Origin of the sequence: Sharpea azabuensis DSM 18934 (assembly GCF_000702165.1) — a bacterium.
Classification (GTDB): Bacteria; Bacillota_I; Bacilli_A; order Erysipelotrichales; family Coprobacillaceae; genus Sharpea; species Sharpea azabuensis.
In genome coordinates, this window is the sequence record NZ_JNKU01000078.1 from 1 (window position 1) to 4,010 (window position 4,010).

The 4,010-nt window shown below is 35.7% G+C and carries 5 protein-coding genes; 3 read left to right on the forward strand and 2 right to left on the reverse strand.

Features of this window, described 5'->3' with window-relative positions:
* Positions 1–110 precede the first annotated feature (110 nt).
* Positions 111–557, reverse strand: coding sequence for a dUTP diphosphatase (locus T529_RS0111455; RefSeq protein WP_033163743.1), 447 nt, complete (start codon positions 555–557; stop codon positions 111–113).
* A gap of 14 nt (positions 558–571) precedes the next feature.
* Positions 572–1,156 carry an IMPACT family protein gene (locus T529_RS0111460; protein ID WP_033163744.1) on the reverse strand — a complete coding sequence of 195 codons (585 nt, stop codon included), beginning with the start codon at positions 1,154–1,156 and terminating at the stop codon, positions 572–574.
* 96 nt (positions 1,157–1,252) lie between these two features.
* Between T529_RS0111460 and T529_RS0111465 the strand changes: the two genes are divergently transcribed.
* The 3 genes from T529_RS0111465 to T529_RS0111475 all read left to right on the forward strand — a co-directional run bounded on the left by T529_RS0111465 (position 1,253) and on the right by T529_RS0111475 (position 3,859).
* A complete protein-coding gene (locus T529_RS0111465; RefSeq protein ID WP_033163745.1) occupies positions 1,253–2,116 on the forward strand; it encodes a DegV family protein in 864 nt (287 codons plus the stop codon).
* A gap of 152 nt (positions 2,117–2,268) precedes the next feature.
* Entirely contained in the window at positions 2,269–2,850 is a 582-nt protein-coding gene (locus T529_RS0111470) for a hypothetical protein (RefSeq protein ID WP_033163746.1), read from the forward strand.
* Positions 2,851–2,863: 13 nt separating this feature from the next.
* Positions 2,864–3,859, forward strand: coding sequence for a helix-turn-helix transcriptional regulator (locus T529_RS0111475; RefSeq protein ID WP_051646990.1), 996 nt, complete (start codon positions 2,864–2,866; stop codon positions 3,857–3,859).
* Positions 3,860–4,010: the final 151 nt, after the last annotated feature.

Sequence of the window (4,010 nt, forward strand, 5' to 3'; positions counted from 1 at the left end):
GCAAGCACAACAATAAAAAACAAGGCCAAATCTAATTGACCTTGCTTGGTAGTTGTTTTGGATATTTTCTCTGTCTACTTGACAGGGGTCATATCAATTGGGACATCTTTTTAGCTGAGCTGATTAATGATTTCATCAATGGAGAAACCAAATAGGAATCCAAGATGAAAATAGTCATTTAAGGCATTTTCTAGATCGATAGGCTTAAAGGAATTCTTTAAGATGATAATATCTTCATCAATCTTAAGAAGTAAATCGACTAAGTCATTACGATCAGGTATTTCCTCATACTTCTTGATTTCATCAATGCGCATATCAAATGCAACACTCATCAGCATTGTCATTCCGCTTGTATAGGCATCAAGGAGTTCATTACGATGAATAGTTGTGTCATCTTCCCAGAATGTGTAGATATGCGCAATTTCACCTAGCTCACTGACACTCTGCAAGAAAGCAAGAAGCTTCTTCTTTATTCTAACGACATCCAAGACTTCATTCTTGCTTTTGGCTAGTTCACGATTGACAACTAACTGATATAACTTTGCGACTTCATTCATAATATCACCTTCTTTTATATATAATCTTCGCCAATTTCCTGGCAATAGAATTGGTTGCTGGTAAGCTCTTTAAGCTGTTCTAAAAAGGCAGGATCTCTAATATAGAGCGTATAATGGGCTTTTTCATCATAGGTTGTAGCGATAAGCTTAACATCCATAATCCTCATCAAATACTCTGCTTTCTTGGTAAAGTGGTAATCCAAGGCAATCTGATACTTCTTAACAAGTGTCTTCTCTACTATCTCAGCTTCATCCAGTGCCTGAACAACGGCATTGCTGTAGGCTCTTGTCAGCCCGCCAGCGCCTAACTTGATCCCACCAAAGTATCTTGTCACGATGACAATGATATTGCTTAATTCCTGACGCTCAAGGACATTAAGCATGGGAAGACCTGCTGTGCCACTTGGCTCGCCATCATCATCAGCCTTGATGCTGCCACCAACAATATACGCAACACAGTTGTGAGTTGCATCATCAGCCCGATACTTTTGGATGAGTTGGTTTATTTGCGAGGGGTCATTACAGGGAATCAATGTCGTAATAAACTGTGATTTCTTAATCATTAATGTTGATTGGGTTATGTTTTTAACTGATTTCATTCTTTTTCACCTACATTTCATTATAAAACTTGTCTTGGATTTGTCAAAATATAGCAAATGCTTTATAATAAAGCAGTACAATAGGAGTGAAAAAATATGAGTAAAATAGCAATTTTCACAGATAGCGGATGTCAGATTGAAATAAAGGGTGATCACCCAGGTATTTATGTTGCGCCATTATGTATTACAATGCATGATCGTGCTTATTTAGATCAATATGAAATCAACAGCATTGATGTCTTTAAAGAAATGGCTCGTGTTGATCAGATTGTCATGACTTCTCAGCCACCTCTAGGATCAATGATTGAAGTCTTAACAGAAATCAAGAAAGATGGCTATGATGAAGTGATTGGAGTATCGATTGCCACAGGTCTTTCTTCCACAATGACAAGTATGCAGATTGCTGCTGATAACGTTGATATCCCTATTACATTAGTGGACTCCCATGCCACAGCAAGAATACAAAAAGAACTTGTTTTGACAGCCCGTAAATTAGCTGATTTAGGTAAAAATAGTGCAGAAATCAAGGCTATTCTTGATGAAATGGTCAAAGATTCTAGAACAATCATTATGGTTCCTAATCTTGAACACTTAAAAAAGGGTGGTCGTATTACACCTGCTGTAGCTTTACTTGCCGGCTTATTAAAAGTCGTACCGGTGATGGAATTAAATCATGAATTAGGGGGCAAAATAGATACCCTTGGTAAAGTACGTACTGTAAAGAAGGCCATTAAGACACTGGCTGATCGTATGATTGAGCTTGGCGTTAATAGTAAGGATTATGTCTTTGCGATTGAACATGTCTTAGCTGAAGACTCAGCTAACAGCTTAAAAGCCTATCTTGAAGAAAAGATTGGACCTGCTGATATTTTGGTAAGAGAACTACCTGCTGTTGTCGGTGCTCATATGGGCGTTGGCGGTGTTGGTGTACAGTTTATAAAAAAATATCCTTTCGCTTAAGATCTAGCACAATGTGCTAGATTTTTTGTTGAAAAGACTTAAAAAAATTTGTAAATCGCAATATAATCCCTATATAGGGATTATATTGGCAATATTTTTGGCAAGCTTTCCTTTTATCTATTAAAATAGAGATAGAAAAGGAGAGATGAAATATGTTGGACAATTACTTAGATTTAATGAATATCACATTGGAGGATATGCAATCCTATTTTATCAATATAGACCCTTCAAATCAGGTAAAGCTGGTTTCTTGCTTTAATATCAAGAAATTTAAGAATATGATTAATGATCAATATGATTATTATTTACAGCTTGGTATTAATCATTTATATGAAGTGAACGATTATGCGGTAATGGAAAAAGAATTAGTGATGATGAATTATTTCTTTCATGATGCACCAGCCTTTGCTTCGGTGAAGAAAGCAATGAAGAAACTTGTCTTGGGATTAAAGAATCCTATTTCTATGTATCGTCTTTTAAGACATATCATGAATCTCGACAAGCGCAGTCTTATTAGCTTGCTTTATGTCAAAGGCTATATCAGCTTAGAAAATGCAGCTTACTTTAGTATCGTAGAGAATGAAATCGAAGATGCTTATGCTTATTTAAGTCGTTTAAATCATGAACCAAGTGAAGCATTACTCGCTCTTTATGCTTCATATGATTTACTAGGTGCTATGCGTTTAACATATCATATGACAAACAAGAAACCTCTGTCTTATGCTTATGCTTAGGAGGTAAAATGTTATGGGTGAAAAGATGGCTTTGATTTTACAATTACTTTTGACAAATAGACAAATTGGTATTAAGAATGAAGAAATTGTGAATTATTTAAGTGAACGTGGGTTTAAAAGCCACCGTAAGGAAGTAGGGCAGCTTGTTCATAATCTGAATGACTTCTTTACATTCTTTATTGGTTATCCATTAATACATGGTAAACCTAAAAAGGGTTATGTCATTGAAAATGAATACTATGAAGATGGAGAATTAAAGCTTCTTGTGGATGCCATCCTCTTCAATAAAGATGCTTCAGCTAAAGAAAAAGAAGCTTTGCTAAAAAAGCTGCTTAGCTTTTCATCTGTTTACCAGAAAGAACGACTTTCAATGATGCCCTTACTTGAAACAGAGCAGCCTTTTTCGCTCATCTTAAACCTCACCACCATCCTCCATGCCATTGATGAACATAAGAATATTACCTTTCATTACATTGATTATGCCATCTCTAATTCCCATCCTATTGAAATCACTGCTAAGAATGGTAATGGTAAGACGAAGGAAGACTATAATGTCTCTCCTTATCGTATTTATCTTGATAATAACCATTATTATCTCATTGGTTATTTCTCTAAACGTAAAACAAATCTATCGATGTATCGTATAGATCGTATGCGTTATGTGAGAAGAATAGGTGGCATTTATGTTGATATTCAGGATCAATATGATCTTGAAGGCTTTATTATAAAGAGGTTCCATATGTTTGCAAGCGGTCAGGAAGTTGCCTTGACATTTAGATTTAAAGGTGTTCTTTTAAGAGAAATCGTATCCCGTTTTGGCAATACCATTCATGTCAATAAGCTCAAGGAAGATTGGTATCAGGCATCAGTTGATCATGTCTTGATGAATGATGGCTTAAAGATGTGGTTTTTAATGCAAGGGGCTAATGTCTATGTCAATGAGCCAGTAGCTCTTAAAGAAGAAATTGAACAGGACTTAAAGAAAGCTTTATCGCTTTATCAGAAGTAGGGATGACCTGCTTCTTTTTTAAAAGAAAAAAGATAGCGCGATTGATACGATCCCCTAAAGGTAGACAGTACAAATACACAATATGTACTGCCCTGCTTTTAGGGGGTTTTATTATGGGACGAAAAGCAAAATATACATTTGAACAGAAACT